Here is a 26185-nt window from a genome sequence, read left to right on the forward strand (position 1 = left end):
CTACTTGAGCAACGGCACCTTGGCGGCGGGCTGGTAAGGCCCATAGAGCACTGGCGCCCAGTGAAAGACTTTGCCCGCCCGGGTGATGTGGCCTGTACCCGGGAATGGCAAGTGTGCCGCAGCAACCCATACGTGCTCGTCGGCCAACTGGCCAAACACTGCATTGCGCGCCTTGATCGCCTCCGGGCCGCTTACGTCGAAACGAATCCCCGCCTCGGGATGCTCGAACTGCACGGCCAGGCTATGCACCAGGTCTCCGATGAACACGATGGATTGCCCGCCCGAGGTAAACCGGTAGGTGGTACTGCCGGGTGTATGCCCCGCTTCGAGACGGGCCTGTACTTCGGGCACGGGGTTCGCGGGCGGGGTGAAGGTTTGCAAGCGACCGGCGGCCTGATAGGGCGCTACCGAGCGCTGCGCCACCTTGAAGTATTCCTGCGCAGCGGCAGGCGCCTTGGCCATCACCGCCGGGCTCAGCCAATAATCTGCCTCGGCCTGCTCCACATGCACAGTGGCCTGCGGAAACACCGCAGCCCCCTCTTTATCCACCAGCCCGCACACATGGTCCAGGTGCAAGTGGGTCAGCAGAATGGTGTCTACCTGGGCAGGCTCATATCCGGCCGCCTTGAGGTTGCCGACCAGGCTCCCCGCCGTTTCGCCGATGCACTGGCCGGCGCCTGTATCTACCAGTACCAGATGCGTGCCGGTGTTCACCAGAAACGCATTGAAGTGGGTGCGCATGCCCTGCCCGTCCATGCTCTGGCGAGCCAGCAGCTCACGGATGCGTGCCTTGTCCAGCCCCTGCAACAGGTCAGGGGACAAATCGTTATAGCCGTCGAACAGGGCGGTTACCTCGTAATCACCCACTGCCAGCCGGAAATACCCCGGCACCTGGGTTTTTACCGGCGGTACCGGTTGGGCCTGGACCAACCCTGCAACGGCCAGCGCCAGCAGGCCAAAGGCCAGATAGGGGAAGGGATGCGCACGCATTTAAATTGCCTCACTAAAGGTCACCATTGAAGTAGTGATCAGCATCGCGGCTCGGCGAGCCTGCGGCTTGAACAGGTGTGCCTGCATGGAATGCCCGTGCCGGGATCTTCGCGCCTATGTGGCGTTTGCGCGGTACACGCCGTAGGCTCACAGCTTGCCCACCAGACAAACCTTCACCATGCACAGCAGTTTCATCGGCGCTTTCACCTCATGAACTGGGACGACACTCGGGTGTTACTGGCACTCAGCCGCCACGGCACGCTGCGGGCAGCCGCCCGTGCCTTGAAGGTGGACCAGGCCACGATTGGTCGGCGCCTAGCCGCTCTCGAGCAGGCGCTGAACACCACGCTGTTCCTGCGCACCTCCCAGGGCTACGTGTTGACCCCCTCCGGCGAGGTTGCGCTGGACGCGGCGAGCAGCATGGAGAACGCCGCACTCGCCCTGCAGCGGCAGGTGGAAGGGCTGGATGAGCGGCTGCAGGGGGTGGTACGGGTAGCCTGCACCGAAACCATGGCCATGGATGTGTTGATCCCGGCCATGGCGCGCCTGGCAAGGCGGCATCCCGCGCTACGTGTACAACTGGATGCTTCTACGCGGATCGTGAGCCTGAGCCGGCGGGAAACGGATGTCGCCATCCGCAACGTCAAGCCAGACAACCCCGACCTTATCGCCAGGCGGCTGACGACCTGGCCGGTTGGTTTGTTTGCCTCGGCGGAATATCTGGAGCGGCAGGGTGAGCCCGTGGCTGGTAGCCGTTTCGCCGGCCACCAACTGGTGATGTACCAGCCCTACCTGGAGCGTGCCGGCGGCGCCACCCTGGCAGGTGAGGCCATTGATCACGGCCAACTGGTCGCAACCGTAAACTCGAGCCTGTTGGTACGTCGGTGTGTTGCGCTGGGCATGGGCCTTGGCGAGCTGCCTGTGATACCTGCGGAGCAGGCCGGCCTGGTGCGTGTATGGCCCGACCGCAGCACGGTACCTGGCTACGACCTGTGGTTGGTAACCCATGCGGACCTTCGCCATAGCGCCCGGGTACGTGCCGTTATCGATGAAGTGGCCAGCGCCTTTGCAGCGTGTGCGGCGCTGGCCTGAACTGCAGCATTCAGCCTTTGCTATGCGTGGGGGAGGACGGCCCGGGGTTCATCGCGCGTGGCCCCATGATGCCCCAGATCACCAGGCCTACCACCGGCAGGATAAAGATCAGTACAGTCCAGCCCACCTTGGTGCCGGAGGCTTTGTCACTGCGCCATACGCTGACGATCGCCCAGATGTCGGCCAGCAGAATCACGAGGCCTATCAGCCCGGAAAGTAATGAGTCCATGGTTGTATCCCTCATTGCTGAAAGCGCGGGCGACCCCTGTCGTCCGTTACTACTGTCGGTACTCAACACGGGCGATGGTTCCAGAACCAGGCGGCGACATCTGACGAGCGGCCTGCGTGTTCGCGAATGCGGAACGGTTTGCCCTCCACGCTGCTCAAAGGGCAAATCCGAGGACGCCGGCGACCATGGACAACGACGACGAGCTTGCCAACCGCACTTACCCCATTGTCGAGGACATGGGCAGGCAACGCCGCGCCTGGGCCATCGAGCATATCGGCTGGTGCCTGCTGATGCTGGTTGTGCTGTTGACCTTGCTAGGGCTGTTCTCCAAGGGCCCGTTATCGTCGATGGACGTTGCCAGCACGGATGGTACGTTACGGGTGGAATACGAGCGCTTCAGCCGCAACGGCGCGCAAGACAACATGGTGATCACGGCTAAGGGCCAACCCGGTCAACTGCTTGAAGTAACGCTGGGCGCAAGGCTGCTGGAAGGGGTAAGCATCGAAGCACTGTACCCTGAAAGCGGCCCGGCCCACAGCCGCGGCAGGGACCTGGTGGTTCCGCTTCTCACCGATGGAAACGGCACAGCCACGCTCTACCTCACCCTGCGCAGTGATGGCGCCTGGCTTTACCATGGCGACATCGCCCTCTCCACCGGCGCCCGTGTGGCGATACCCAAGTTTATCTACCCCTGACCCCCGGAGCTGCCATGGACGCTGCCTTGCGTGCAGGTGCGATGTATATCGCGCTGATCATCCTGTTCAAGATTGCCGGACGCCGCTCGTTGGTCGACCTCACTACCTTCGACTTCGTACTGCTGCTGATCATTGGCGAGGCCACGCAACAGGCGCTGTTGGGGGATGACTTTTCGTTTACCAATGCCGTGCTGGTGATCGCGACGCTTATCGCCATGGATGTAGGCTTTTCATTGGCCAAGCAGCGCTTCAACCGTTTGTCCCGGCTACTGGATGACGGCGCCATGATCCTCGTCGAAAATGGACGGCCGCTCGACAAGCGACTGGCAAAGGCCAGGCTTACCGAGGCCGACATCATGGAAACCGCACGGTCGAACCAGGGCGTTGAGCGCATGGAAGACATCCGCTACGCCATCCTCGAGCGCAACGGCAATATTTCGATCATCAAGAACTGAAGCGCTGCCTTGCCCCGGTTTGCCCCCCTTGCCCCGCTCTGCTAACGTCGCGCGGTTGATCAAGACTGCCGAGAATCCCGCCATGGCCCGTAAGAAAACCGCTCTGGACTTCGAGCAATCGCTCACAGACCTTCAAACGCTGGTAGAGCGCCTGGAGAACGGCCAGCTGTCCCTGGAAGATTCGCTGACCGCCTTCGAGCAAGGCATTCGCCTGACCCGCGATTGCCAGGATGCCCTTGCAGCGGCAGAGGTAAAGGTGCAGCAACTGCTTGAACGCGACGGCCAGCTTGTCGAAGCGCCGCTGGACGTGGACGAAACCGAATGATCGCAAGCTACCAAGCGCAGTGCCAGGCCCGCGTGGATGCGGCCCTGGAGCAGCTGTTCCGCCCTCACCTGGCTGAAGCGGCAAGGCTGTACGAAGCCATGCGCTACAGCGTGATGAACGGCGGCAAGCGGGTGCGGCCATTGCTGGTGTATGCCGCCTGCGAAGCGTTGGGAGGCCTGACGGCGAATGCCGACGGCGCCGCCTGCGCAGTGGAGCTTATCCACGCGTACTCGCTGGTACATGACGACCTCCCGGCCATGGATGACGATGACCTGCGCCGTGGCCAGCCCACAACGCACAAGGCATTCGATGAAGCCTGCGCGATCCTCGCCGGTGACGGCCTGCAAGCGATGGCCTTCAGCGCGCTGAGCGATGCCGGCGCAGACACGCTGAGCGACAGCACGCGCCTGCACATGGTACGTGCGCTCGCCACCGGGGCGGGCCCGGCCGGCATGGTGGGTGGCCAGGCCATTGACCTTGGCTCGGTGGGGCTCAAGCTCGACCAGGCCGCGCTGGAGCAGATGCACCGGCACAAGACCGGTGCGCTGATCGAAGCCAGTGTGGTGCTCGGTGCGCTGGCCAGCGAACGGGCCGGCCCCGCCGATCTCAAAGCGCTGAGGGTTTACGCCCGCGCCGTGGGGCTTGCCTTCCAGGTGCAGGACGACATCCTGGATGTGGAAAGCGACACCGCTACCCTCGGCAAGCGCCAGGGCGCCGACATCGCCCGGGACAAGCCGACCTACCCGGCGCTGTTGGGCATGGACGCCGCCAAAGCCTATGCACAGGAATTGTGTGACCAGGCGCTTCACGCCTTGCGCCCCTTCAACGCCAGCGCCGAGCCGCTGCGTGAGCTGGCCCGCTATATCGTTGAACGCCGCAACTGACGTCCTGGCTTGCCGCCGATATGCCATCAGCGGCAAGCCAGGCTCCTACAGCTCGGCGCCATAGGGTAAACTCTTGTCCTTTATGGCTTCCAAAACGATCCGCCCGATGCCTACGACGTTCCAAGAGATCCCCCGCGAGCGCCCGCTGACCCCGCTGCTGGACCGTGCCGACACGCCGGCCGGGCTGCGCCGGCTGGGCGAGGCCGAGCTGGAAAGCCTTGCCGATGAACTGCGCCTGGAACTGCTCTACAGCGTTGGGCAGACCGGGGGGCATTTCGGCGCCGGCCTTGGAGTGATCGAGCTTACTATCGCGCTCCACTATGTATTCGATACCCCCGAGGATCGCCTCGTATGGGACGTGGGCCATCAGGCCTACCCGCACAAGATCCTCACCGGGCGCCGCGAGCGGATGCACAGCCTGCGTCAGAAAGACGGCCTGGCCGCCTTCCCGCGCCGCAGCGAAAGCCCCTACGATACCTTCGGTGTAGGGCACTCCAGCACGTCCATCAGCGCGGCGCTCGGCATGGCCATCGCCGCCCGCCTGCAAGGCAGTGACCGCAAGGCGATCGCGGTAATCGGCGACGGCGCGCTAACCGCAGGCATGGCGTTCGAGGCCCTCAACCACGCGCCGGAAGTAAACGCCGACATGCTGGTTATCCTCAACGACAACGACATGTCCATTTCGAGGAACGTGGGCGGGTTGTCCAACTACCTGGCCAAGATCCTTTCCAGCCGCACCTATGCGAGCATGCGCGAAGGTAGCAAAAAGGTACTGTCGCGCCTGCCGGGCGCCTGGGAAATCGCCCGCCGCACCGAAGAGTACGCCAAGGGCATGCTGGTGCCCGGCACCCTGTTCGAAGAGCTGGGCTGGAACTACATCGGGCCCATCGACGGCCATGACCTGCCAACGCTGATCGCCACCTTGCGCAACATGCGTGATCTCAAGGGCCCGCAGTTCCTGCACGTGGTCACCAAGAAGGGCAAGGGCTTCGCGCCCGCCGAAGTCGACCCTATTGGCTACCATGCCATCACCAAGCTGGAGCCTGCCGCGCCCGCTGCGGTGCCGGTGAAAAAGCCCAGCGGGCCAAAATACTCCAGCGTGTTTGGCCAGTGGCTGTGTGACATGGCCGCCGCGGATGAGCGCCTGGTCGGCATTACGCCTGCCATGAAGGAGGGCTCGGACCTGGTTGCGTTCAGCGAGCGCTTCCCGAAACGCTATTTCGATGTGGCCATTGCCGAACAGCATGCGGTTACCCTGGCCGCGGGCCTGGCCTGCGATGGCATCAAGCCGGTGGTTGCGATCTACTCCACCTTCCTGCAGCGTGGCTACGATCAGCTGATCCACGACGTGGCCGTGCAGGGGCTGGATGTGCTGTTCGCCATCGACCGCGCCGGCCTTGTGGGTGAGGATGGCCCCACTCACGCAGGCAGCTTCGATCTTTCCTACCTTCGCTGTGTGCCAGGGCTGGTGATCATGGCGCCCAGCGACGAGAACGAACTGCGCCTGCTGCTCAGCACAGGGTTCCACTATCCAGGGCCGGCGGCCGTGCGCTATCCCCGGGGCACCGGGCCGAACGCGCCACTGGCCCCGGGCCTGGGTACCGTGGAAGTGGGCAAGGGCGTGATCCGCCGCCGTGGCGAAGGCGTGGCCATCCTGGTATTCGGCGTGCAACTGACCGAAGCGCTGGCCGTGGCCGAGCGGTTGAACGCTACCGTGGTGGACATGCGTTTCGTGAAGCCGCTGGATGAAAGCCTGGTGCGTGAGATGGCGAGCAACCATGGGTTGCTGGTCACCCTCGAAGAAAACGCCATCATGGGCGGCGCCGGGTCGGCCGTGGGCGAGTTCCTGGCCAGCGAAGGCACCGCCGTGCCGTTGTTGCACCTGGGCCTGCCGGATACCTATGTGGAGCACGCCAAGCCAGCGCAGATGCTCGCCGAATGCGGGCTGGATGAAGCCGGGATCGAAGCGGCAATCAGGGCGCGGCTGGCGTAGCCGCGTACCGCTCATTACATGGATGTGGGGGCAGGCGAAGCTCACGGAACTCTTCGCTTCGCTCCCGCCCTTCAGCTACCCATCATGTGCCCAAGCTTCCCGGCCTTGGTCGCCAGGTAATACTTGTTGTGGGGGTTGTGCCCGGTGTGCAGTGGCACTCGCTCAGCCACCGCAATGCCCATTTCGGTCATGGCTTTCACCTTGCGCGGGTTGTTGGTCATCAGCCGCAGCGACTTCACACCTAGGTGTTCGAGCATCGGCTGGCAAATGGAATAATCCCGCTGGTCGGCGGCAAAGCCCAGCCGCTCGTTGGCTTCCACGGTATCAGCCCCCTCATCCTGAAGCTCGTACGCGCGGATCTTGTTCAACAGGCCAATCCCTCGGCCTTCCTGGCGCAGATACAACAGCACGCCCCTCCCTTCGCGGGCGATCGCCTGGAGCGCAGCCTCCAGTTGCGAGCCGCAGTCACAGCGCTGGCTGAACAAGGCATCTCCGGTGAGGCATTCGGAATGAACACGGCCCAGCACGGGCTGCCCGTCGGCAACATCGCCCAGGCTGAGAATGACATGTTCGCGCCCGGTCGCCTTCTCTAGAAAGCCGTGCATGGTAAAGGTGGCAAATGGCGTGGGCAGCTTGGAAGCGGCGACAAAAGCGACGGGCACCTTGTGCTCCTATCTGTGTTAAAGCCGAAAACGTGCGCTGTGGCCTGGCAATAGGCGCAGGCCGCGGCGCCGGAGATGTCACATTGTAACATCTGTGCTTTGCGCTGACTCAGCTCGAATTTTCGACCTTACCTATCGAGCGGTTCTATCAAGGCGCCTTTGAAGCGGGTTCATGCTCGAAGGGATAGGGCATTTTCCACCGCCTGTAGAGCGGCCGCAGTTGCCCACTGGCCACCAGCTCGTCCATGCGCTTGTCGAACACATCGCGCAGTTCTCGCCCACGCGCGTTGTTGGCAAAGCCCAGGTACAGCGGCAGGTCGATCAGGTGCGTCAGCCGAAATGCGGAAAAGTCCGAGGCGTGCTCCCGGATATAGTCCATTTCCTGCTCGGCATCGATGTAGTAGTCGGCATGCCCCCGCTTGAGCATTTCCAGAATACCGTCGCGCCGGCGCACTTCTTCATATTGCTTGGCAGCCGGCAAGTAACGCTGGAACTCGTACCCGCGCACCCATGCCAGGCGATAGTCACCCAGGTTCGCCTGGGTAGGCACCGGGAGGCGGGCCAGGCTAAGCGCGTAGATATGGTCGGTATCGTAATGCCAGCGCGGATAAAGCGAGGTTTGCTCGTCCTTGTATGAGCCGACCCAGGCGTCGGCTTCGCCGCGCTGCACCAGCCCTACCGAGCGCAAATAGGGCTCTATCCGCCATACCAGCTTGTAGCCTGCCGGCTCGAAAATGATGCGCATCAAGTCCCAGCCAAGCCCGGTACCATCAGCCCCGGTATAGTCATTCCAGGCTTCGCTGACGATGACGACCGTGCCCGGCTCGGGCTCGGCAGCCTGCGCAGTACTCAGCCAGGCGGCCAGCAAGCCGCACAACAATGGCGATACCCACTTGAACATTGCCCCCTCCGTTTGGCGCAATTCATGTTTGCTGATGGCTCAGGTGAACAGCACCACCAGCCCTTGCATCGCCAGCCAGGCGAATACGCCCGCCAGTACGTCGTCCAGCATGATCCCGATACCCCCGTGTACATGCCGGTCAATCCAGCGAATCGGCCACGGCTTGAGAATGTCGAAGAAGCGGAACACGAGAAACCCTGCAAGCAGCCAGTACCAGCCTTCAGGTACCAGCCACAGGGTAATCCACATGCCCACCATTTCGTCCCACACGATACCTTCATGGTCGTGTACCCGAAGGTCATCGGCTACCTTGCCGCACAGCCAGAAGCCGAACAGCATGGTGACGCCCAGCATCAGCCAGTAGCCCCAGTCGGGAAGCATCTGCCATAGCGGGATGAACGGTACGGCCACGATCGAGCCCCACGTACCCGGGGCCTTCGGGAGGGTGCCCGAGCCAAACCCGAACGCGATGAAGTGCCACGGGTTACGCCACACCGATGGCGGTACGAACTCTGCGGGCACCTGGTTCGGATGGTCTGTCACGGTTGCTCCTGAAAATGTTGATAGCCGCGCTGCCTTGGCGTGATGTCCTGGCCCTGGTCATCCAGCACGTACACGCCTTGACCCTCCGCCACATGGCCAATCACCACAGGCTCATGGCCACGCTGACGCAGCGGCGACAGGTGATGAGGCGCCAGGGTGAAGGCAAGGACATAATCGTCGCCACCACTCAAGGCGGCCTCCATCGCAGCCTGACCGCCCGCGAAACCTTGCAAGGCATCTGACAGCGGCACGCTTGATTGTTCGATATGCAATGCCACTCCTGAAGCCCTTGCGATATGCCCACAGTCGGCGAGCAGGCCGTCGGAGATATCCAGGGCGGCGGAGGCCAGGCCGCGCAGCGCCAACCCCAGGCTGAATTGGGGGCGTGGCGCCCAATAATGCTCGAGCAATGGCTCGCTGTGTTCGGGGCTCGCGGTGCGTAGGCCAAGTACCAGAGGCAGCGCCCCGGCGGCGTTGCCCAAGTTGCCGCCTACGCATAGTAGATCGCCCGGCCGGGCGCCAGCCCGGGTCAACGCCTGCCCTGCGGGCACCGTTCCGAACACCGTGACCGTGAGGCTCAGGGGCCCGCGGGTAGTGTCACCGCCCACCAGCCGCAACCCACAGGTAGCAGCCATGGCGTCCAGGCCATCGGCGAAATCGCGCAGCCAGGCGGGGGACACTTCGGGCAAGGTAAGGGCCAGGGTAAAGCCGAGCGGCAATGCGCCCATGGCGGCAAGGTCGCTGGCGGCGACGGCCAGCGAGCGCTGGCCCAGCAGGCGCGGCGGCGGGCCATGCGGGAAGTGCACGCCCTCTACCAGCGTATCGGTGGAAACCGCCATCTGCTCCCCCGGCGCAAGGGCAAGCAGGGCACAATCGTCACCGATACCCAATGCCACCCCGTCGCTGGCGCGCGCGCATACCGCCGCCGCGAAATAGCGACGGATCAGCTCGAACTCACCGAGCGCCACGGCCACTCAGCGCTTGTTTGCGTTGACTTCCGGCGCGCGCAGGCGCGGCGCCAGTTTATCCAGCACACCGTTCACGAACTTGTGCCCGTCGGTTGCGCCGTAGATTTTCGCCAGCTCGATGCCCTCGTTGATGACCACCTTGTAAGGAACATCCACCCGCTTGAGCAGCTCGAACGTGGACAGGCGCAACACGGACAACTCGACCGGGTCCAGCTCGTCGAGGGTCAGCTCCATGCAGGGCTTGAGCTGATCGTCGATCTCGGTCTTGTTCGCGGCTACGCCGTGCAGCAGTTCGCGGAAGTAGGCACCGTCCACGTCGCTGAAGTCGTTGTCCACACGGAACTGCGCTTCGATCTCGTTGAGCGAATGCTTCGCGATGTGCCACTGGTACAGGGCCTGGGTAGCCATTTTCCGAGCTTCGCGCCGCTTGGCGCTCTTGCTCTTGGCGGTGGCTGGGTCCTTGGGTTCGCGAGGGTTGAAACGCTCGTTTTCGTCGTTGATCACTTGGCCTCCAACTGCGACAGCAGGCTGACCATCTCAAGCGCGCTCAGGGCGGCTTCGGCACCCTTGTTACCGGCCTTGGTACCGGAACGCTCGATGGCTTGTTCGATGGTGTCGACGGTCAGTACGCCAAAGGCGACTGGCACGCCAAACTCCATGGACACCTGGGACAGGCCCTTGGTGCATTCGCCTGCAACGTATTCGAAGTGAGGGGTGCCGCCACGGATCACCGCGCCCAGCGCGATGATGGCGTCGAACTCACTGCGCTGAGCGACTTTTTGGGCAACCAGCGGGATTTCGAACGCACCCGGCGCGCGAATCACGGTGATGTCGCTTTCGTTGATACCGTGGCGAACCAGGGCATCGACGGCGCCGCTGACCAGGCTCTCCACGACGAAGCTGTTGAAGCGGCCAACCACCAGCGCATAGCGCCCTTTGGGGGCAATGAAGGTACCTTCGATGGTCTTCAGGGTCATTCGGTGTTCTCGTATTTAAAGAGCCAGGCCGCACACGGCGGCCTGTAGGTAAGTTAAGTCGAAAAGCAGGCGCCGCGGCCTGTTTATTCGGAGGGCACGTATTCTACAACTTCCAGGTCGAATCCGGATATCGCGTTGAACTTCATCGGCGAACTCATCAGGCGCATCTTGCGCACGCCCAGGTCCCGAAGAATCTGCGAGCCCGCCCCTACGATGCTGTAGGTATTGGGCTTTTTCGGCGGCACGTGCTCGGCCACTTCGCGGATGTGCGCCAGCAATTGGTCGCCATCCAGCGGGTGGCCCAGCAGCAGCACCACACCGGCGCCCGCTTCGGCCACGTGGGTCATGGCGGCGCGAAGGCTCCAGCGGCCAGGCTGGCGCACCATCAACAGGTCGCGCAGCGGGTCCATGTTGTGCACCCTTACCAGGGTAGGCTCGTCGGGCTGAACCTTGCCCAGGGTAAGCGCCATGTGCACGTCGCCTTCGACCGAATCCCGGTAGGTCACCAGGTTGAACTGGCCCAGGTCGGTATCGAGCGGCTGCTCGGAAACCCGGGCCACGGTGCGCTCGTGGATCATGCGGTAGTGAATGAGGTCGGCGATGGTGCCGATCTTGATTCCATGCTCGGCGGCGAATGCTTCCAGTTCGGTACGGCGCGACATGGTGCCGTCGTCGTTCATCACCTCACAGATCACGCCCGCAGGCTCGAAGCCGGCCATGCGCGCCAGGTCGCAAGCAGCCTCGGTGTGCCCGGCGCGAGCCAGGGTACCGCCCGGTTGAGCCATCAGCGGGAAGATGTGCCCGGGGCTTACGATGTCTTCGGCCACGGCCTCCTTCGCCGCTGCGGCCTGAACGGTACGCGCGCGATCCGCGGCGGAGATACCGGTGGTCACGCCTTCGGCCGCTTCGATGGACACCGTGAACTTGGTGCCGAAGCCGGAACCGTTACGCGGCGCCATCAATGGCAGCTTCAGCGCCTCACAGCGCTCGCGGGTCATCGGCATGCAGATCAGGCCACGGGCGAAGCGCGCCATGAAGTTGATGTGCTCGGCCTGGCAGCATTCGGCGGCCATGATCAGGTCGCCTTCGTTCTCGCGGTCTTCGTCATCCATGAGGATGACCATCTTGCCCTGGCGGATGTCTTCAACCAGCTCTTCGATCGTGTTGAGCGCCACGCGGCACCCCCTTGCGTATTATTTGAGGTAGCCGTTGGCGGCCAGGAAGCTTTCGGTGATACCGCCCTGCCCCGGGTTGGCGGCCTTGTCGCCGAGCAGCAGGCGCTCCAGGTAGCGGGCCAGGAGGTCGACTTCGAGGTTTACCCGCCGGCCAGGCTGGTAGCTGGCCATGATGGTTTCGGCAAGGGTGTGGGGCACGATGGTGAGTTCGAACTCCGCGCCGTTTACCGCGTTTACGGTGAGGCTGGTGCCGTCTACGGTAATCGAGCCCTTGTGGGCGATGTAGCGGGCCAGTTCAGCCGGCGCCCGCAGGGTGAACTGCACGGCTCGGGCATTCTCGCTGCGGGCCACCACTTCACCCACACCATCCACGTGGCCGCTGACCAGGTGGCCACCCAGGCGGCTGCTGGGCGTGAGTGCCTTTTCGAGGTTCACCGGGCTGCCGGTTTTCAGGTCGTTGAAAGCGGTGCAGTCCAGGGTTTCGCGGCTTACGTCCGCCCAGAACCCATCGCCCGGCAGTTCCACGGCCGTAAGGCACACACCGTTCACCGCAATACTGTCGCCAAGTTTCACGTCGGTGAGGTCCAGCTTCCCGGTGCTCACATACACACGCACGTCACCGCCCTTGGGCGTGAGCGCGCGGATACTGCCAATGGATTCGATGATGCCGGTGAACATGGAGGACCTCCGGAAAACGGGGAATTATACGGGGCGAGCAGGCGCTGGCACGGCAATGACCTGCCAGTCGTCGCCCACCGCACGCATTTGAACGATTTTCAGCGCTGGCGCCTCGGCCATTGTCGCCAGGGGCCAGTCCAGCAAGGGCCGAGCACTGGAGCCCATGAACAAACCAGCCACGAACAAGCGGTACTCATCCACCAGCCCTGCCTGGGCCAACGCTCCCGCCAGGCGCGGGCCAGCTTCCACAAGCACTTCGTTCGCGCCACGACGGGCGAGCTCACGCAGCAGCCCGGGCAGATCGACCTGGCCGTTGGTACCTGGAAGCAGCAACGTATCGGCAGCCACCGCTTCGTAGCCTTCCGGGCTGGCGGGAGCCTGAGCGCAGACCACCAGCGAGGGCCCTGCAGCGAAGAAGGCAGCATTCGTAGGCACACGCAAACGGCCGTCAATCAGCACGCGCAACGGCGGCCGGCCGGCGGCCAGCGTGGCCATGGGTTCCGGCAGGCCCAGCTCGCCCGGGCGCACGGTGAGCCGCGCTGCATCGGTGAGTACCGTATCGGCCCCGCTGAGCACCACGCTGGAGCGGGCCCGCAACCGCTGTACCGCGCGGCGAGCATCGGGGCCGGTGATCCACTGGCTTTCGCCACTGGCCATGGCGGTACGGCCATCCAGGCTCATGGCCAGTTTTACCCGTACAAACGGCAAACCGTGCTCCATACGCTTGATGAAGCCGGGGTTGAGCGCCCGCGCCTGCGCTTCAAGCACACCCGAGCTTACAACAACACCCGCCGCTGCCAGGCGGGCCAGGCCTTGGCCGGCTACCTGAGGGTTAGGGTCCTGCATGGCTGCGACCACGCGCCCTACCCCGGCGGCCAGCAAGGCGTCGGCACAGGGCGGTGTGCGGCCATGATGGCTGCAGGGTTCAAGCGTCACGTACGCCGTGGCGCCACGAGCGGCTTCGCCGGCCTGGCGCAAGGCATGAACCTCGGCATGGGGCTCGCCGGCGCGCACATGCCAGCCTTCACCCACTACCTGCTCGCCCCGGACGATGACGCAGCCCACACGCGGGTTGGGGTCGGTGGAATAGAGGCCCTGCTCGGCCAGTTCCAGCGCACGGGCCATGAAACGGTGGTCGAGGGCGCTTTGCGCGGCGTTGCTCATTTGGTGGCGGGTTCCCGTGCGAGGCGGTCGAGTTCTTCACGGAACTCATCCAGTGCCTGAAAGCGCCGGTACACCGAGGCAAACCGGATATAGGCGACTTCGTCGAGCTTGCGCAGCTCGGCCATTACCAGTTCCCCTACTACCAGAGACTTGACCTCACGCTCGCCGGTGGCCCGCAGCTGGCCCTTGATATGGCCCAGCGCCGCCTCGAGCCGCTCGATGCTGACCGGGCGTTTTTCCAGCGCGCGCTGCATGCCGGCGCGCAGTTTCTCTTCATCGAATGGCTGGCGGCTGCCGTCTTGCTTGATCAGCCGAGGCAGTACCAGCTCGGCGGTTTCGAAGGTGGTGAACCGTTCGCCACAGGCAAGGCATTCGCGACGGCGCCGTACTTGTTCGCCTTCGGCGACCAGGCGGGAATCGATGACTTTGGTGTCGTTGGCACCGCAGAAGGGACAGTGCATGGTGGCCGGCATGTTCTGAAATGGACGCCAATGTTAGCGCATCGCCCGCCCAAGACACAGCCTTGGCCGCAAGACAGCGGCAGGCCTTTGCGGTATACAGGCCATGCGCGATGATGCGATTGCCCCATGCCTACAGGAACAGGCTTCCCATGACAGTACGTTCACTTGCCTTGCTCTGCTGCCTCGGCCTGCTTGCCGCCTGCGCCGGCGAGCCGCCCAAGCCACAGCCTGCGCCAGCACCCGTGACAAAGGCCGCGGCGCCGGACATTCGCGATCCCGAGCCCCTCGGCCCCTTGCCTGCATACCAGCGTGAACTCAGCGGCAACCTCACCGCGATCCCCGGCGGAGCCGAAGTGGAGCTCGCGTTACTGGTAGTCGACGAACGTGGCCGCCCACAACAGTTGCTGGCCAACACCACGCTGGCCGGCACCGGCCGACCGCTGCCATTCCGCCTGCGCTTCAACCCCGACGCCTTCCCTCAAGACGCGCGCGTAGAGCTGCGCGGCCGGGCAAGCCAGTCCGGGCAGTTGATTTTGCACCTCACGCCACGGCAGATCGGTGGGCCGACCACCCAGGCGCTCGGTACGCTGGAAATGACCAAGGCGCCTTGATCCATGCCCTTGGAATGCTTGCACGCCGCGCTGGGTGAACTACTGGGAGATGCGCGGTTGGCGCCGACGGCGTTACCTTCAAGCGACTTGCGCCTATGGCTGCTGGACCCCGCCCACATGGTGCGCCCCTTCAGCAGCGACGAAACCCGGCGCATTCTGGAGGCGCCGCCGTACTGGAGCTTCTGCTGGGCCAGCGGGCTGGCGATGGCGCGCTTTCTGGCGGAGCAGCCGCAGTGGGTGCAAGGCAAGCGCGTGCTGGATTTTGGCGCCGGCTCGGGCGTGGTAGCGATTGCCGCAGCCCGCGCGGGCGCTGCCGAAGTGATGGCCTGCGACCTGGACCCGCTGGCGCTGAGCGCCTGCCGCGCCAACGCGGCGCTGAACAACGTCACGCTGCGTTACTGTGACGATTTCTTCGGCGCACCCGATGATTTCGACCTGGTGCTGGTGGCGGATGTTTTGTACGACCGTGAAAACCTGCCGCTGCTAGACGCCTTCTTCGAACGCGCCGGCGAGGCACTGGTGGCAGATTCGCGCGTGCGGGACTTTCACCATCCTAGGTACACGCGACTCGCACAACTCCAGGGCCTCACCCTGCCGGACCTGGCCGAACCGGACGAGTTTCGCCACGTGAGCCTGTACCATGGGCGGCGCCAGTGACTTTCGGCCCGGCAGCGCAGCCTTTATAGTGTTGCCAACCTTGTCTTCTTTCGAGATTCACCATGAGTCAGGACACCCCGTACATTTTCGACGCCACCGATGCCAATTTTCAGCAAGTGGTTATCGAGAACTCGTTCCACAAGCCGGTATTGGTGGACTTCTGGGCCGACTGGTGCGCGCCCTGCAAAGCGCTGATGCCGATCTTGCAGAAGATCACCGAGGGCTATCAGGGCGAGCTGCTGCTGGCCAAGGTGAACTGCGACGTGGAGCAGCAAGTGGTCGCGATGTTCGGCGTACGCAGCCTGCCGACCGTGGTGCTGTTCAAGGATGGCCAACCGGTGGATGGCTTCGCTGGCGCCCAACCGGAATCGGCCATTCGCGCCCTGCTCGCTCCGCATGTCGCAGAACCTGCGCCCGCCGCGGCGGACCCGTATGAACAAGCGCAAGCCTTGTTTGCCGAAGGCCGCTACGGTGAAGCGGAGGGGGTGCTGCAAGGGCTGCTAAGCGTGGACAACAGCAACGCTGGGGCGCTGATCCTTTACGCCCGTTGCCTGGCTGAACGCAACGCGTTGACCGAAGCCGAAACCGTGCTCAATGCTGTTACCGGTGACGAACACAAGGCTGCACTGGCAGGTGCCAAGGCCCAGCTGACCTTCCTGCGCCAGGCTGGCGACCTGCCCGATGCCGCCGACCTGAAAACCCGCCTGGCGCAAAACCCCGGTGACGACGAAGCCGCCTACCAGTTGGCGGTGCGTCAGCTGGCACGGCAGCAATACGAAGCCGCGCTCGATGGCCTGCTGAAGCTGTTCCAGCGCAACCGTGGCTACAACGAGGGCTTGCCCCACAAAACCTTGCTGCAGGTGTTCGACGTGCTGGGCAACGATCACCCACTGGTAACCACGTACCGCCGCAAGCTGTTCGCCGCGCTTTACTGACCCGCCCAGGTGTAGAGCGGTGCATCGCCACCGCTCACCACGCGCACCTGATCACAGTGGCGCAAGCGCACCAACAAGCGCTTGCCCGCCGCCGGGCTGCCCGCCAGGCCTTCCAGTTGATCGAACAATGCCGGCCCGCTGATCTGCCCGCTGGTGCGTACCAGCGCCAGGGCGTTTTGCCATAGCGCATCGTTAGGCACTGGCCTTGAAGCAGGCGCTGCCTCAGAGGCGGAGCCCTCTGTGGCTGGCGTGATCGATGAGTGCTCAACGCTTCCTCGCAGGCGAGCCCAGTCGCTGGCGTCCAATTCAATATTGAGGTCTACCGGCCATTGGCCGATGGTGCCCGTGATTCTGATCATCCCTTCACCTCATCAGGTAGGCCGTGACCTTATCATGGGCGCACGGGGCCGGTTGATTCAGCAGGCGTCAACTGAGGGCTGGTTAGCCGGAAAAATTCGTTATAACATAACGAAACAACTTTCCTGGACGTTGATGCCATGCGCCACGCACTCCTTGCCCTTTCGTTTTCGCTCCTGCCTTTTGCCGTGCTTGCCCAAGCGGCCGTAGAGCCTGCCCATGCACACGGTAGCCTCGGCGCTCACGAACATGGCACGGCCCGGCTTGATGTTGCCTTGGACGGTAAAACCCTCGCACTGGACCTGGACAGCCCCGGCATGAACCTGGTGGGCTTCGAGCATACGCCTGGAAGCGATGCGGACCGCGCGGCTGTTGCCCGGGCACGCGAGCAACTGGCCGCCCCGCTGCAACTGTTCAGCCTGCCCACCGCGGCCCACTGTAGCGTGACCCATCAGGAACTGATCAGCCCATTGTTCGGCAATGCTGCCGCGGAACCCGCCGGGCACGACGAACATGACGACGGCGATGAACCCCATCATGAGCACAGCGATGTGGATGGCCATTTCCAGTTCACCTGTGAAAACCCCGGCGCGCTCGACGGGCTGGACCTGAGCACGTTCTTCGCAACCTTCCCGGCGACCCACAAGATCATGGTGCAGGCCATCACACCCAACGGCCAGGCAGGGCTGGACGCCACGCCGGACAACAGCAAGCTGGCGTTCTGAACATGGCAGCGCCACTGATCGAACTGCAGGGCCTGGGCTTTGCCTGGCCAGGCCAGCCCGAGTTGCTCGACCTCCCGGCCCTGCGCCTTTATGCCGGCGAAAGCCTGTTTCTGCGCGGCCCGAGCGGCAGCGGCAAAACCACGTTGCTTGGCCTGCTGGGTGGGGTACAGCTGCCCGGCCGCGGGCAGGTTCGGCTATTAGGGCAAGACCTGGCGCAGCTGCGCCAAGGGGCACGGGACCGGTTTCGGGTAGATCACACGGGTTACATTTTCCAGCAGTTCAACCTGCTGCCGTTTCTATCGGTGAGGGACAACGTGCGGTTGCCCTGCCAGTTCTCCCCCTTGCGCCTGGCTCGCGCCCAACAGCGCCACGGAAGCCTGGACCAGGCCGCCGACACCCTGCTTGGCCACCTGGGCCTGCCTGCAGCGCTGTACGACCGCCGCGCCGACGCCTTGTCCATCGGCCAGCAGCAGCGGGTGGCAGCCGCCCGCGCCTTGATCGGCCAACCGGAGCTGGTGATTGCGGATGAGCCCACTTCTGCCCTGGACAGTGACGCCCGCGAGGCATTTTTACGGTTGCTGTTCGAGGAATGCCAGGCCGCGGGTTCGGGGCTGCTGTTTGTGAGCCATGACCAAAGCCTGGCGCCCTTGTTCGACCGCGCCGAATCGCTCCTTGACCTCAACCGCGCCGCGCGCCCTTCGGAGGCTTGATGCCCTTGTTACGCCTTGCGTTGGCCAGCCTCGCCAACCGCCGCTTCACTGCCGCGCTCACGGCCTTTGCCATTGCGGTTTCGGTATGCCTGCTGCTGGCCGTGGAGCGCGTGCGAACCGAGGCACGCGCCAGCTTCGCCAGCACCATCAGCGGCACCGACCTGGTTATCGGCGCCCGCTCGGGCTCGATCAACCTGCTGCTGTACTCGGTGTTCCGGATTGGCAACGCCACCAACAACATCCGCTGGAGCAGTTACGAGCATTACGCCCAAGACCCCCGTGTGAAGTGGGCCATTCCCATCTCCCTTGGGGATTCCCACCGCGGCTACCGCGTGATGGGTACGGACCATAACTACTTCGAGCATTACCACTACGGCCATGGTCAGGCGCTGGAGCTGGCCCAGGGCCGCCCTTTCGCCAGCGACCCCTTCGAAGTGGTGCTGGGCGCAGAAGTGGCGCAAGCACTGCACTACAAGCTGGGCGACCAGCTGGTGCTGGCCCATGGGGTTGCCACCATCAGCCTGGTGAAGCACGACGACAAGCCCTTTACCGTGGTGGGGATTCTCAAGCGCACGGGCACGCCGGTCGACCGCACGCTGCACATCAGCCTGGCGGGCATGGAAGCGATTCATGTGGACTGGCACAACGGCATGCCGGCCCGCGGCGCCGAGCGCGTCAGTGCCGACCAGGCACGGGCGATGGACCTCACGCCCCAGGCGATTACCGCCATGTTGGTGGGCCTGAATAACCGTGTGACCACCTTCGCCCTGCAGCGGGAAATCAACGAGTACCTGGACGAGCCGTTGTTAGCGATCCTGCCCGGCGTGGCCTTGCAAGAACTGTGGAGCTTGATGGGCACGGCGGAGCAGGCACTGTTCGTGGTCTCGTTGTTCGTAGTGCTTACCGGGTTGATCGGCATGCTGACCGCTATCCTCACCAGCCTCAACGAGCGGCGGCGGGAAATGGCGATCTTGCGCTCGGTCGGGGCTCGGCCCTGGCAGATCGCGGTGCTGTTGATTGCCGAAGCAGGCGCGCTCGCGTTGGCGGGCATCGTGGCCGGGGTGGCACTGCTATATGTGGGCATAGCCAGCGCACAAGGCTTGGTGCAAGCCAGCTACGGTTTGTATCTGCCCCTGGCGCTACCCAGCGCTTATGAATGGTCCCTGCTGGGGCTGGTATTCGCGGCGGCTGTGCTGATCGGTGCGATTCCCGCCTGGCGTGCCTATCGGCAATCCCTGGCCGACGGCCTTACTGTCCACCTGTAATCTTCGATCATTCAGGAGCGCTCATGCGCCTGTTGTTAGCCTTGATGCTGGTGGTTGCCAGTACCGCCCACGCCGACGCCACCCGAGTGCTTACCTGGGAAGCACTGGTGCCACCCGATGCACCGAAGATCGCCCCGGTAATGACACCGATGCACGACCTGGCGACCCTCGGCACCGGCCTGGCCGAAGCCGCCCCGGCCGCGCACCAGTTGGCGACCCATGCGCCGGTGGTGAAGGCGCTGGACGGCCAGCATGTGCGGCTGCCCGGTTATATCGTGCCGCTGGAGGTGAACGAGGACGGCCGCACCACGGACTTTCTGCTGGTGCCGTATTACGGCGCCTGCATCCATGTGCCGCCGCCGCCTTCCAACCAGATCGTGCACGTGGTGACCGAGCTGGGGGTGAAGGTGGAAGAGCTGTATCAGCCGTATTGGGTAGAGGGCGCCATGCAGGTAAAAACCACCAGCAGCGAGCTGGCCGAAGCGGGGTACCAGATGGAAGCGGAGAAGATTTTCGCCTACGAACTGCCGGACTGAGCCGCCCGGTGCGGCACCCCGTCGCAGGGGCGCGGCAGGCGTTTATTGAGCTGGATCAATAGTTGCTCCGCGGCGGGCGTTCAGGATTGAACGCATTCGTCCGCCAATGGAGCTTTCATGAAAACGTCTGTATTCGGTGCCGCTACCCTTGCCCTGGCACTGGCTGCCCCCGCCGCGTTCGCCCACCAGGCCGGGGACTTCATCATCCGCGCCGGTGCCGCGAAAGTATCGCCCAACGAGGACAGCGGCGAGCTGAAGCTCGATGGCGCGCGAATCAGTGGCACACGCGCCACACTGGATGGGGATACCCAGCTGGGCCTGGCCTTCGCCTATATGCTTACGGACCATATCGGCGTGGAGCTGTTGGCGGCCACGCCGTTCCAGCATCGTGTAGGCGTTAAAGGCATCAGCGCGGCCACCGGCATCGACGGGCTGGATGGCAAGCTGGGGGATATCCGCCAACTGCCGCCCACCCTCTCGCTGCAGTATTACCCGATGGCGCCCACCTCTCGCTTGCAGCCCTATGCCGGTATCGGTGTGAACTACACGCTGTTCTTCGACGAAGACTTGAGCAGCGAACGAAAAGCCCAGGGCTTCAGCCACTTCAAGCTGCAGGATTCCATCGGCCTGGCCGGCCAGGTGGGCGTGGATTACATGCTGACCGACCATGTGATGTTCAACGCCGCCGTGTGGTACGCCGATATCAATACCAAAGCCAGCGTTGACGGCCCCACGGCCCTTGGGGTGGGCCGTACCAAGGTCAACGTGGACGTTGACCCCTGGGTGTACATGGTGGGGCTGGGTTACAAGTTCTGATCGCCTAACAGGCGGCGCAGGCCGGTTTCCAGCGGGGTAACGCTACCCAGCTGGAAATGCCCCAGCAGCCGGGTGTTGTCCGCCCGCGAGTGTTTGATATCGCCAGCCCGCGGGGCGAGGTGGCTCACGGGAGGCAAGCTGCCCAGCACCGAACCCAGCGCTTCGAGCAGGCGGTTGAGCGACGTGGCCTGGTTCAGCCCCACATTGAACGCTCCGCCTTTCACGTATTCACCCTCGAGGGCCTGCACCAAAAGGCCAACCAGGTCTTCTACATAGAAGAAATCCCGGGTTTGCTCGCCATCGCCGAACAAGGTGATCGGCAAGCCGGCCCGAGCCCGTTCCGCGAAGATGCTGATCACGCCTGAATAAGGCGAGGAAGGGTCTTGCCGCGGGCCGTAGATATTGAAGAATCGAAACACCACCGGCTCCAGGCCGTGCTCGCGCCGGTAGAAGTCCAGGTAATGCTCGCTTGCCAGTTTGTCCGCAGCGTAGGGGGTGAGCGGCGCCTTGGGCACGGATTCGCTGATGGCCTGGCCTTCACCGTTATTGCCGTACACCGCCGCGCTGGACGCGAAAATCACCCGGCGGACACCGTTGGCGCGCAGGGCTTCGCACAGGTTGAGCGTGGCCATGAAGTTGCTTCGGTGGGTGCCGACCGGATCCTCTACCGAGGCCTGGACCGACGCGACCGCGGCCAGATGCACCGCAGCGCTACAGCCCTTGGCGGCCTCGGCGAGCAAGGCGGGATCGGCCGCGTCACCTACGCACAGTTGCAGGCCGGGATGGCCCATGGGCAGGTTTTCGCGCTTGCCGGTGGACAGGTTATCGAGCACTCGCACGGCGTGCCCGCGTGCAAGCAGTGCGTCTACCAGGTGCGAGCCGATGAAACCGGCGCCCCCGGTGATCAGTACGGGGCGTTCAGCCATGGCGGTAATACCGGTCCAGCAGGGTGTGCAAACCGGCGCGCCAGGCGCGGGGCTTGATACCAAAGGTGTGGAGGATTTTCTTGCAGGCCAGCACCGCATGCTGCGGCTCGTCCGCGGCATCGGCACGGGCGGCATGTGCTTGCGGGGTGGGTGCTTGAACACTCAACTGCCGCATACCGGCGGCCTCTGCCAGAATGGCCTGGCCCAGTGCCAACGCAGTGGTAGCCTCGTTACCGGCGTAATGATAGGTACCCCATAGCGGCGCAGTGCAATCCAGTTGCTTGAGCACCGACAGAATGACGCGGGCGGCGTCGTCCACCGGCGTAGGGTTACCGCGCCGATCGTCGGCCAGCAATACCTGCGAAGCGGTTTCGGCGCGGCTGAGGAAGCGGCCAAGCAAGCCGTCGGGGCTGTCATCGAGCAACCAGCCGAAGCGCACCAACACATGCTGCGGGCAAATGGCGCGTACGCTTTGCTCGATGCGCCACAGGGCCTGCCCACGGGTACCCAGAGGCAAGGGTTCGTCCTTTTCGCTGTAGGCCGTGGCACGCGAGCCGTCGAACACCCGGTAGCTCGACGGCTGCACCAGCACGATACCGTGGTGCTGGCAAAGTTCGGCCAGCCGCTCCACGGCCCGTTCCTGGCCAGCCAGCCGGGCTTCGCTTACTTCCCCCGCCTGGAACCAGTCGAAATAATAGGCAAGGTTAACCAGTGCATCCGGGCGGGTATCGTCGAGCAGTTGGGTCAGGCTCGGGGCGTCCCAGCCGGTGTCCGGTGGGCGCGGGGCAAGGAAGCCGATGTCTTCCTCCGCCCCTTGGCGAATCAGCGCTTGACCAAGGGCGCTACCGCCGCCCAACAGCATTAGGCGCATTCGCATAGAGTCAACAGGTCCAATCCGAAGGGTTCAGCATGGCCAGGGCCACGAAAAGACTGACCATTTTGCGGGTTTATCGCACGTTAGTCACCCTTGCGGCGCAAGTTTCCCCTTCCCTTCTTCACTCGAACAAGGGGTAGCGCTGCGCGGCAAGCCCCGACCATGCCCGATCCAGCTCTGGCAGGCCCCAGGCTTCTGCGGTTTCAATCCGCACGATACGGTCCTCGCCGGTGGTGAGATCGATGCTTTGCGGCGCCAGCAATTGCCGCCGTTTGCAGTCCAGCAGCAGTACGACACGGGGCGCCAGCAGGGCGCCTTCGTTCTGCTCCGCCACTACCGCCAGGCGATCACTGGCCAACCGCACCAGGGCGCCTACGGGGTAAATGCCCACAGTGCGCACAAAGGCCTGGAACAGGTGGGTATCGAAATGCCCCTTCCAGGAGGCCATCTCTTTGAGCGAATGCGCCGGCCCCCAGGCCTTTTTGTACGGGCGAGCGGAGGTTACCGCGTCGTACACGTCGCAAATGGCCGCCATCCGCGCCATCGGGCTGATGGCCTCCCCTTGCAGCCCATGGGGGTAGCCGGTGCCGTCGTATTTCTCGTGGTGATGCAGGCAGACGTCGATCGCTGCCACGCTCAGAAAGCCGCTGCGGCGCAGAATGTCCAGCCCGCCAAGGGGATGCGCGCGAATAACCTGAAACTCTTCGTCCGTGAGGCGGCCGGGCTTGTTCAGAATATCCAGCGGGATGGCCATCTTGCCGATGTCATGCAACAGGCCAGCGGTGCCGGCTTCGAGCACATCGGCATCGGCCTGCCCAAGCTGGCGGGCCAGGGCAACCATCAGGCCGCACACGGCCACCGAGTGCATGTAGGTGTACTCGTCCGCCGTCTTGAGGCGGGCGAGGCTGATCAAGGCGTGAGGGTGGCGCATGACCGATGCGGCAATCTCTTCGACAACCGCAACGGCAGCCTCGTTACTGATGGCCTGCCCGAGGCGAGCGTCGTTGAACATGCTGGCCACTGCCCGCTTGGCCCGGGCACACACGGCGAGCGCCTGGTCCACTTCAGCCTGCAAGCCAACGGCTGGAGCAGGCGCAGGCAATACGGCTGCCACGCGCGGCTCCACATCCAGGCCCTTGGACGTGTCGATATACACCTGGGCAATACCGCTGGCAAGAATACGCTCCAGGTCCACAGGGTGCTGGACCTTGAAACCTACCTTCCACAGCGACTGGGTAATGCCACTGCCCGCGGCCTCATGTAAAAACATGCCGACGGTCAGTTCGGTGACTGAAATTTTTCGAATCATAGCGGGCACCACGTGGTCTCTTCGCTGTATCGGCCACTCAAGGCGTTTTAATAGCATTTGCTGCCACGCTCCGACGAGCCGCAGCCCTTTGGGCGGGCAACCCCGATACGCGACCTCCTGGCTGTGAAACAATCCCGGGCCAAGCACCGTGGAGGCTTTGATTCCAGGGTTCACTTCACCGCCATGCACACCACAGCTGTGCCGAGGTTCATGATGTCCGCAATGCTGGGTGCTGAAATTCAGCACGCTGAACAGGCCAGGCTCGCCGCGCTTCGCGGCTTCGGTATTCTGGACACGCCGCGCGAAGCCGATTTCGACGACTTGGTGGCCTTGGCGTCCCGCATCTGCGCCGCGCCCATTTCGGTAGTGAACCTGATCGAAGAGCACCGGCAGTGGTTCAAGGCCGAAGTAGGCCTTGGCATTCGCGAGACCCCGCTGGATGTTTCCATTTGCCGTCATGTGCTGCTGCAACCGGGCGTTACGGTAATCCGCGACCTGCGCGAAGACCCACGCATGCGGGAAAATCCACTGGTGACCGCCGAAGCCGGGCTGCGCTTTTACGCCGGCTGCCTGCTGGAAACCTCAGACGGGTATGGCATCGGCACCCTGTGCATTCTGGATACCGTTCCGCGCGAACTCACCGACGACCAACGCTTTGCGTTGAAAACCTTGGCCAACCAGGTGATGACCCAGCTGGAGCTACGCCGCACGCTGCGGGTGCAGGCAGACGTGCTGCGGCGTAACGAAACCTTGCTGGCCGAGGTGAACCACCGCACGAAGAACAACCTGCAATTGATCAGCAGCCTCATCCAGCTTCAACAGCGCCGCGCGACTCACGCGGAAACCCGTTCGGCGCTGCTGGACATGTCCGCGCGGATCGCCAGTATCGCCAGCGTTCATGAAAAGCTGTACCGCGCAGACGAAGCCGAGGCCGTGGATGCCGCCGCCTATATCGAAGGTGTGATCGACAGCGCCCGCGCGACGGCCCCTCAGGTGGCGTTCAACCTTCAGGCGCAACCCCTGCCGCTGTCGTTGGACAACGCCACGCCCCTGGCGCTGATCGCCAACGAGATGATCACCAATGCGTTGAAGTACGCTTACCCCGACGCACTTGCGGGGGTGGTGGATGTTTCACTGACGGCTGTTGAAGGGGGTTTCTGCCTGCAGGTGCGCGATTACGGGCCGGGCCTGCCCCAGGGCCTCGACCCTCGCAAGGGCCGCTCGCTGGGCATGACGATCATGCGTTCACTCAGCCGCCAACTGAACGGTACGCTGCGTTTCGAGGCAGCGTACCCTGGTGTAGCAGCGTGCCTGGATTTTCCAGCGCCTGCCCCGGCATGCAGCGTTTACCACTCGCCCGCGGTATCGAACTGACCTTCAAGCCACGCCTTCAGCGCAAGCGTAGCGGCGGAGGCGAATTTGGCCGATGGCCGCACGAGGTAGATCCCACCCCGGGCGCCCAGCTCCCATTCGGGTAACACCCGGACCAACGCCTTGCTGGCCAGGCCCCGGCTGAACAGCCAGGCGCCCGCGCCCAGGATGCCCGTACCGGCCAGCGCCGCGCTGAGCAGCGACTCACTGTCGTTGGACACCAGCGAGCCTTGCGGCCGTACCACACAACGCTCGGCGCCTTTGAACAATTGCCAGTCGGGGTAGGCTGCAAGCCCACTGAACGCCAGGCAGTTATGCTCAGCCAGCGCGGCCGGCGTGTGCGGCCAGCCGTGGCGCTCGATATAGAAAGGGGCGGCGCAAAGGATACGACGGTGCTCGCCAACTCTGCGGGCTACCAAGCGGTTATCGTCCAGGTCGCCGATACGAATGGCCAGGTCAAAGCCTTCGCCAATCACATCCACAAAGCGCTCGCTGTAATCCACCGTCACTGTCAGCCCGGGGTGCGCAGCGAGAAAGGCTGGCAAACGAGGCGCCAGCCAAAGCCGCCCCATGGCGGCAGGCACGGCCAGGCGCAAATGGCCACCCACCTGCGCGGCGCCACTGGCGGCTTCCTGCTGCGCTTCGATCATCAGCTCCGTGGCCAGCCGCAAGCGTGCCACCAGCCGTGCGCCGGCATCGGTGAGGTGAACCTGGCGAGTGCTGCGTTCTACCAACCGAACGCCAAGCCGCGCCTCCATGGAAGCCACGCGTTTGGACACAATGGTGGCGTGCCGTTGCAAGTGCCGGCCGGCCGCCACGAACGAGCCTTGCGCCGCCACCGCGAGCAGCGCGGCAATTTCATCCGTATGGCGGCTGTCGGGCGTGAGCACAGGGCGGTTCC

The 26185-nt window shown here is 63.9% G+C and carries 32 protein-coding genes; 15 read left to right on the forward strand and 17 right to left on the reverse strand.

What is annotated here, in order from left to right:
- The gene (locus tag AC3Z8Y_RS21355; RefSeq protein WP_490087480.1) at nt 1-990 is read right to left on the reverse strand and encodes an MBL fold metallo-hydrolase; all 990 of its coding nucleotides are present in this window, start codon (nt 988-990) and stop codon (nt 1-3) included.
- Between the two features lie 210 nt (nt 991-1200).
- Here AC3Z8Y_RS21355 and AC3Z8Y_RS21360 point away from each other — a divergent pair, with 210 nt between their 5' ends.
- Nucleotides 1201-2082, forward strand: a complete 882-nt coding sequence (locus AC3Z8Y_RS21360; RefSeq protein WP_490087481.1) for a LysR family transcriptional regulator — start codon at nt 1201-1203, stop codon at nt 2080-2082.
- A gap of 10 nt (nt 2083-2092) precedes the next feature.
- Here the strand turns inward: AC3Z8Y_RS21360 and AC3Z8Y_RS21365 are convergent, their stop codons facing one another.
- Nucleotides 2093-2311 (reverse strand): PLD nuclease N-terminal domain-containing protein, encoded by a 219-nt coding sequence (locus AC3Z8Y_RS21365; protein ID WP_490087482.1) that lies wholly within the window; start codon nt 2309-2311, stop codon nt 2093-2095.
- Between the two features lie 185 nt (nt 2312-2496).
- On the opposite strand from AC3Z8Y_RS21365, the gene AC3Z8Y_RS21370 reads away from it, so the two are divergent.
- From AC3Z8Y_RS21370 to dxs, 5 genes are all read left to right on the forward strand, one after another.
- Nucleotides 2497-3006 carry a hypothetical protein gene (locus AC3Z8Y_RS21370; protein WP_490087483.1) on the forward strand — a complete coding sequence of 170 codons (510 nt, stop codon included), beginning with the start codon at nt 2497-2499 and terminating at the stop codon, nt 3004-3006.
- Between the two features lie 14 nt (nt 3007-3020).
- A complete protein-coding gene (locus tag AC3Z8Y_RS21375; RefSeq protein WP_490087484.1) occupies nt 3021-3461 on the forward strand; it encodes a DUF421 domain-containing protein in 441 nt (146 codons plus the stop codon).
- Between the two features lie 82 nt (nt 3462-3543).
- Nucleotides 3544-3786, forward strand: coding sequence for an exodeoxyribonuclease VII small subunit (locus tag AC3Z8Y_RS21380; RefSeq protein WP_181117558.1), 243 nt, complete (start codon nt 3544-3546; stop codon nt 3784-3786).
- A complete protein-coding gene (ispA, locus tag AC3Z8Y_RS21385; RefSeq protein WP_490087485.1) occupies nt 3783-4670 on the forward strand; it encodes a (2E,6E)-farnesyl diphosphate synthase in 888 nt (295 codons plus the stop codon). Before AC3Z8Y_RS21380 ends, ispA begins: the two co-directional genes overlap by 4 nt.
- Before the next feature lie 106 nt (nt 4671-4776).
- Nucleotides 4777-6663 carry a 1-deoxy-D-xylulose-5-phosphate synthase gene (gene dxs / locus AC3Z8Y_RS21390; protein WP_490087486.1) on the forward strand — a complete coding sequence of 629 codons (1887 nt, stop codon included), beginning with the start codon at nt 4777-4779 and terminating at the stop codon, nt 6661-6663.
- 71 nt (nt 6664-6734) lie between these two features.
- Here the strand turns inward: dxs and ribA are convergent, their stop codons facing one another.
- The 10 genes from ribA to nrdR all read right to left on the reverse strand — a co-directional run bounded on the left by ribA (nt 6735) and on the right by nrdR (nt 14192).
- A complete protein-coding gene (gene ribA / locus AC3Z8Y_RS21395; protein ID WP_490087487.1) occupies nt 6735-7325 on the reverse strand; it encodes a GTP cyclohydrolase II in 591 nt (196 codons plus the stop codon).
- A gap of 148 nt (nt 7326-7473) precedes the next feature.
- Nucleotides 7474-8226 (reverse strand): substrate-binding periplasmic protein, encoded by a 753-nt coding sequence (locus AC3Z8Y_RS21400; protein ID WP_490087488.1) that lies wholly within the window; start codon nt 8224-8226, stop codon nt 7474-7476.
- A gap of 39 nt (nt 8227-8265) precedes the next feature.
- The gene (locus tag AC3Z8Y_RS21405) at nt 8266-8769 is read right to left on the reverse strand and encodes a phosphatidylglycerophosphatase A family protein (RefSeq protein ID WP_181117470.1); all 504 of its coding nucleotides are present in this window, start codon (nt 8767-8769) and stop codon (nt 8266-8268) included.
- Entirely contained in the window at nt 8766-9737 is a 972-nt protein-coding gene (thiL, locus tag AC3Z8Y_RS21410) for a thiamine-phosphate kinase (protein WP_490090062.1), read from the reverse strand. The genes AC3Z8Y_RS21405 and thiL overlap by 4 nt, the downstream gene beginning before the upstream one ends.
- Before the next feature lie 6 nt (nt 9738-9743).
- Entirely contained in the window at nt 9744-10241 is a 498-nt protein-coding gene (nusB, locus tag AC3Z8Y_RS21415; protein WP_181117471.1) for a transcription antitermination factor NusB, read from the reverse strand.
- Nucleotides 10238-10714 (reverse strand): 6,7-dimethyl-8-ribityllumazine synthase, encoded by a 477-nt coding sequence (gene ribH, locus AC3Z8Y_RS21420; protein ID WP_181117472.1) that lies wholly within the window; start codon nt 10712-10714, stop codon nt 10238-10240. The genes nusB and ribH overlap by 4 nt, the downstream gene beginning before the upstream one ends.
- An 83-nt stretch (nt 10715-10797) precedes the next feature.
- Nucleotides 10798-11889: a bifunctional 3,4-dihydroxy-2-butanone-4-phosphate synthase/GTP cyclohydrolase II gene (ribBA, locus tag AC3Z8Y_RS21425; protein WP_181117473.1), complete on the reverse strand. Its 1092-nt coding sequence runs from the start codon at nt 11887-11889 to the stop codon at nt 10798-10800.
- Nucleotides 11890-11907: 18 nt separating this feature from the next.
- A complete protein-coding gene (locus AC3Z8Y_RS21430) occupies nt 11908-12567 on the reverse strand; it encodes a riboflavin synthase (protein WP_181117474.1) in 660 nt (219 codons plus the stop codon).
- A 24-nt stretch (nt 12568-12591) separates the two neighbouring features.
- Nucleotides 12592-13731, reverse strand: a complete 1140-nt coding sequence (gene ribD / locus AC3Z8Y_RS21435; RefSeq protein WP_490087489.1) for a bifunctional diaminohydroxyphosphoribosylaminopyrimidine deaminase/5-amino-6-(5-phosphoribosylamino)uracil reductase RibD — start codon at nt 13729-13731, stop codon at nt 12592-12594.
- Entirely contained in the window at nt 13728-14192 is a 465-nt protein-coding gene (gene nrdR, locus AC3Z8Y_RS21440) for a transcriptional regulator NrdR (protein WP_490087490.1), read from the reverse strand. The genes ribD and nrdR overlap by 4 nt, the downstream gene beginning before the upstream one ends.
- Nucleotides 14193-14341: 149 nt before the next feature.
- On the opposite strand from nrdR, the gene AC3Z8Y_RS21445 reads away from it, so the two are divergent.
- The 3 genes from AC3Z8Y_RS21445 (at nt 14342) to trxA (ending at nt 16395) form a co-directional block, all read left to right on the forward strand.
- Nucleotides 14342-14803: a YbaY family lipoprotein gene (locus AC3Z8Y_RS21445; RefSeq protein ID WP_490087491.1), complete on the forward strand. Its 462-nt coding sequence runs from the start codon at nt 14342-14344 to the stop codon at nt 14801-14803.
- 3 nt (nt 14804-14806) lie between these two features.
- The gene (locus AC3Z8Y_RS21450; RefSeq protein WP_490087492.1) at nt 14807-15460 is read left to right on the forward strand and encodes a class I SAM-dependent methyltransferase; all 654 of its coding nucleotides are present in this window, start codon (nt 14807-14809) and stop codon (nt 15458-15460) included.
- A gap of 62 nt (nt 15461-15522) precedes the next feature.
- Nucleotides 15523-16395, forward strand: coding sequence for a thioredoxin (trxA, locus tag AC3Z8Y_RS21455; RefSeq protein ID WP_490087493.1), 873 nt, complete (start codon nt 15523-15525; stop codon nt 16393-16395).
- Here the strand turns inward: trxA and AC3Z8Y_RS21460 are convergent.
- Nucleotides 16389-16754, reverse strand: a complete 366-nt coding sequence (locus AC3Z8Y_RS21460; protein ID WP_490087494.1) for a hypothetical protein — start codon at nt 16752-16754, stop codon at nt 16389-16391. The two genes, trxA and AC3Z8Y_RS21460, sit on opposite strands and share 7 nt — an antisense overlap.
- Before the next feature lie 138 nt (nt 16755-16892).
- Between AC3Z8Y_RS21460 and AC3Z8Y_RS21465 the strand changes: the two genes are divergently transcribed.
- The 5 genes from AC3Z8Y_RS21465 (at nt 16893) to AC3Z8Y_RS21485 (ending at nt 20804) form a co-directional block, all read left to right on the forward strand.
- Nucleotides 16893-17477 (forward strand): DUF2796 domain-containing protein, encoded by a 585-nt coding sequence (locus AC3Z8Y_RS21465; protein WP_490087495.1) that lies wholly within the window; start codon nt 16893-16895, stop codon nt 17475-17477.
- A gap of 2 nt (nt 17478-17479) precedes the next feature.
- Nucleotides 17480-18187 carry an ATP-binding cassette domain-containing protein gene (locus AC3Z8Y_RS21470; RefSeq protein ID WP_490087496.1) on the forward strand — a complete coding sequence of 236 codons (708 nt, stop codon included), beginning with the start codon at nt 17480-17482 and terminating at the stop codon, nt 18185-18187.
- Nucleotides 18187-19452 carry an ABC transporter permease gene (locus AC3Z8Y_RS21475; RefSeq protein ID WP_490087497.1) on the forward strand — a complete coding sequence of 422 codons (1266 nt, stop codon included), beginning with the start codon at nt 18187-18189 and terminating at the stop codon, nt 19450-19452. Before AC3Z8Y_RS21470 ends, AC3Z8Y_RS21475 begins: the two co-directional genes overlap by 1 nt.
- A 23-nt stretch (nt 19453-19475) precedes the next feature.
- On the forward strand, nt 19476-19988 hold the full coding sequence (locus tag AC3Z8Y_RS21480; RefSeq protein ID WP_490087498.1) for a DUF3299 domain-containing protein: 513 nt from the start codon (nt 19476-19478) through the stop codon (nt 19986-19988).
- Between the two features lie 117 nt (nt 19989-20105).
- Nucleotides 20106-20804 (forward strand): OmpW/AlkL family protein, encoded by a 699-nt coding sequence (locus AC3Z8Y_RS21485; RefSeq protein WP_225771471.1) that lies wholly within the window; start codon nt 20106-20108, stop codon nt 20802-20804.
- Here AC3Z8Y_RS21485 and AC3Z8Y_RS21490 read toward each other — a convergent pair.
- From AC3Z8Y_RS21490 to AC3Z8Y_RS21500, 3 genes are all read right to left on the reverse strand, one after another.
- Nucleotides 20792-21730: an NAD-dependent epimerase/dehydratase family protein gene (locus AC3Z8Y_RS21490; RefSeq protein WP_490087499.1), complete on the reverse strand. Its 939-nt coding sequence runs from the start codon at nt 21728-21730 to the stop codon at nt 20792-20794. The genes AC3Z8Y_RS21485 and AC3Z8Y_RS21490 overlap by 13 nt on opposite strands.
- Entirely contained in the window at nt 21723-22607 is an 885-nt protein-coding gene (locus tag AC3Z8Y_RS21495) for a sugar nucleotide-binding protein (RefSeq protein WP_490087500.1), read from the reverse strand. Before AC3Z8Y_RS21495 ends, AC3Z8Y_RS21490 begins: the two co-directional genes overlap by 8 nt.
- A 118-nt stretch (nt 22608-22725) precedes the next feature.
- A complete protein-coding gene (locus tag AC3Z8Y_RS21500) occupies nt 22726-23913 on the reverse strand; it encodes a cyclic di-GMP phosphodiesterase (protein ID WP_490087501.1) in 1188 nt (395 codons plus the stop codon).
- A 222-nt stretch (nt 23914-24135) separates the two neighbouring features.
- Between AC3Z8Y_RS21500 and AC3Z8Y_RS21505 the strand changes: the two genes are divergently transcribed.
- Entirely contained in the window at nt 24136-25287 is a 1152-nt protein-coding gene (locus AC3Z8Y_RS21505) for a sensor histidine kinase (protein ID WP_490087502.1), read from the forward strand.
- Here the strand turns inward: AC3Z8Y_RS21505 and AC3Z8Y_RS21510 are convergent.
- Nucleotides 25260-26174 carry a LysR family transcriptional regulator gene (locus AC3Z8Y_RS21510; RefSeq protein WP_490087503.1) on the reverse strand — a complete coding sequence of 305 codons (915 nt, stop codon included), beginning with the start codon at nt 26172-26174 and terminating at the stop codon, nt 25260-25262. The two genes, AC3Z8Y_RS21505 and AC3Z8Y_RS21510, sit on opposite strands and share 28 nt — an antisense overlap.
- Between the last annotated feature and the right edge of the window lie 11 nt (nt 26175-26185).

The sequence above is a fragment of the Pseudomonas sp. 3MAES_34.3B genome (assembly GCF_058145875.1).

Excerpts from the sequence above, each read along its gene's own strand:
- ispA (WP_490087485.1), top strand. The coding sequence starts at position 3,783 with ATGATCGCAAGCTACCAAGCGCAGTGCCAGGCCCGCGTGGATGCGGCC.
- AC3Z8Y_RS21355 (WP_490087480.1), bottom strand. The coding sequence starts at position 990 with ATGCGTGCGCATCCCTTCCCCTATCTGGCCTTTGGCCTGCTGGCGCTG.
- dxs (WP_490087486.1), top strand. The coding sequence starts at position 4,777 with ATGCCTACGACGTTCCAAGAGATCCCCCGCGAGCGCCCGCTGACCCCG.
- AC3Z8Y_RS21370 (WP_490087483.1), top strand. The coding sequence starts at position 2,497 with ATGGACAACGACGACGAGCTTGCCAACCGCACTTACCCCATTGTCGAG.
- AC3Z8Y_RS21490 (WP_490087499.1), bottom strand. The coding sequence starts at position 21,730 with ATGGCTGAACGCCCCGTACTGATCACCGGGGGCGCCGGTTTCATCGGC.
- AC3Z8Y_RS21445 (WP_490087491.1), top strand. The coding sequence starts at position 14,342 with ATGACAGTACGTTCACTTGCCTTGCTCTGCTGCCTCGGCCTGCTTGCC.
- AC3Z8Y_RS21505 (WP_490087502.1), top strand. The coding sequence starts at position 24,136 with ATGCTGGGTGCTGAAATTCAGCACGCTGAACAGGCCAGGCTCGCCGCG.
- AC3Z8Y_RS21475 (WP_490087497.1), top strand. The coding sequence starts at position 18,187 with ATGCCCTTGTTACGCCTTGCGTTGGCCAGCCTCGCCAACCGCCGCTTC.
- AC3Z8Y_RS21465 (WP_490087495.1), top strand. The coding sequence starts at position 16,893 with ATGCGCCACGCACTCCTTGCCCTTTCGTTTTCGCTCCTGCCTTTTGCC.
- ribH (WP_181117472.1), bottom strand. The coding sequence starts at position 10,714 with ATGACCCTGAAGACCATCGAAGGTACCTTCATTGCCCCCAAAGGGCGC.
- AC3Z8Y_RS21460 (WP_490087494.1), bottom strand. The coding sequence starts at position 16,754 with ATGATCAGAATCACGGGCACCATCGGCCAATGGCCGGTAGACCTCAAT.
- AC3Z8Y_RS21400 (WP_490087488.1), bottom strand. The coding sequence starts at position 8,226 with ATGTTCAAGTGGGTATCGCCATTGTTGTGCGGCTTGCTGGCCGCCTGG.
- AC3Z8Y_RS21380 (WP_181117558.1), top strand. The coding sequence starts at position 3,544 with ATGGCCCGTAAGAAAACCGCTCTGGACTTCGAGCAATCGCTCACAGAC.
- ribD (WP_490087489.1), bottom strand. The coding sequence starts at position 13,731 with ATGAGCAACGCCGCGCAAAGCGCCCTCGACCACCGTTTCATGGCCCGT.
- AC3Z8Y_RS21480 (WP_490087498.1), top strand. The coding sequence starts at position 19,476 with ATGCGCCTGTTGTTAGCCTTGATGCTGGTGGTTGCCAGTACCGCCCAC.
- AC3Z8Y_RS21365 (WP_490087482.1), bottom strand. The coding sequence starts at position 2,311 with ATGGACTCATTACTTTCCGGGCTGATAGGCCTCGTGATTCTGCTGGCC.
- AC3Z8Y_RS21470 (WP_490087496.1), top strand. The coding sequence starts at position 17,480 with ATGGCAGCGCCACTGATCGAACTGCAGGGCCTGGGCTTTGCCTGGCCA.
- AC3Z8Y_RS21360 (WP_490087481.1), top strand. The coding sequence starts at position 1,201 with ATGAACTGGGACGACACTCGGGTGTTACTGGCACTCAGCCGCCACGGC.
- nrdR (WP_490087490.1), bottom strand. The coding sequence starts at position 14,192 with ATGCACTGTCCCTTCTGCGGTGCCAACGACACCAAAGTCATCGATTCC.
- AC3Z8Y_RS21495 (WP_490087500.1), bottom strand. The coding sequence starts at position 22,607 with ATGCGAATGCGCCTAATGCTGTTGGGCGGCGGTAGCGCCCTTGGTCAA.
- trxA (WP_490087493.1), top strand. The coding sequence starts at position 15,523 with ATGAGTCAGGACACCCCGTACATTTTCGACGCCACCGATGCCAATTTT.
- AC3Z8Y_RS21450 (WP_490087492.1), top strand. The coding sequence starts at position 14,807 with ATGCCCTTGGAATGCTTGCACGCCGCGCTGGGTGAACTACTGGGAGAT.
- AC3Z8Y_RS21500 (WP_490087501.1), bottom strand. The coding sequence starts at position 23,913 with ATGATTCGAAAAATTTCAGTCACCGAACTGACCGTCGGCATGTTTTTA.
- AC3Z8Y_RS21485 (WP_225771471.1), top strand. The coding sequence starts at position 20,106 with ATGAAAACGTCTGTATTCGGTGCCGCTACCCTTGCCCTGGCACTGGCT.
- AC3Z8Y_RS21375 (WP_490087484.1), top strand. The coding sequence starts at position 3,021 with ATGGACGCTGCCTTGCGTGCAGGTGCGATGTATATCGCGCTGATCATC.
- AC3Z8Y_RS21430 (WP_181117474.1), bottom strand. The coding sequence starts at position 12,567 with ATGTTCACCGGCATCATCGAATCCATTGGCAGTATCCGCGCGCTCACG.